At 46.7% G+C, this 717-nt stretch carries 2 protein-coding genes; both read left to right on the plus strand.

The genetic code is table 11. From position 1 onward, the window contains the following. Nucleotides 1-445 (plus strand): Holliday junction branch migration protein RuvA (ruvA, locus tag R7Q46_RS27010; RefSeq protein ID WP_318078225.1); only part of this gene is annotated, 445 nt, incomplete at its 5' end. 21 nt (nt 446-466) lie between these two features. Beyond that, a partial coding sequence (locus R7Q46_RS27015; RefSeq protein WP_318078227.1) for an AAA family ATPase occupies nt 467-717 on the plus strand: 251 nt, incomplete at its 3' end.

Below are 717 nucleotides of genomic sequence, written 5' to 3' on the forward strand. Positions count from 1 at the left end.
GCAATTGCTTTACGGTTTTAATACAGTAAAAGAGCGTGCGCTATTCCGTGAAGTGATCAAAGCAAACGGCGTTGGCCCTAAACTTGGCTTAGGTATTCTTTCAGGCATGACAGCGAGCCAGTTTGTGTCTTGTGTAGAGCGTGAAGATGTTTCTACGCTTGTGAAGTTACCTGGTGTTGGTAAGAAAACCGCCGAGCGTTTAGTCGTTGAAATGAAAGACCGCTTAAAAGGTTGGGGAGCTGGCGACTTATTCACGCCGTTTACTGATGCCGCTCCTACTGACTCGGCTGCCGCTTCGTCAAATAGTGCAGAAGAAGAGGCGGTCAGCGCACTTCTTGCTCTAGGCTACAAGCCAACTCAAGCGTCGAAAGTCGTTTCTCAAATTGCTAAACCGGACATGAGCAGCGAGCAGCTGATCCGTGAAGCACTAAAATCAATGGTGTAACGGAAAGTTCAAGGTAACAGTATGATTGAAGCCGATCGTTTAATCGCTCCTGAAAATCCAGCGTTTCGTGATGAAGATGTTATTGACCGTGCTATTCGCCCTAAAAAGTTGGCGGATTATCAAGGTCAGGATCATGTCCGTGATCAGATGGAGATTTTCATCAAAGCGGCACAATTGCGTAGTGAGGCGTTAGACCACCTACTTATTTTTGGCCCTCCAGGTTTGGGTAAAACGACGTTGGCAAACATTGTTGCTAACGAGATGGAAGTGAA

This window comes from Vibrio sp. 811 (assembly GCF_033339195.1).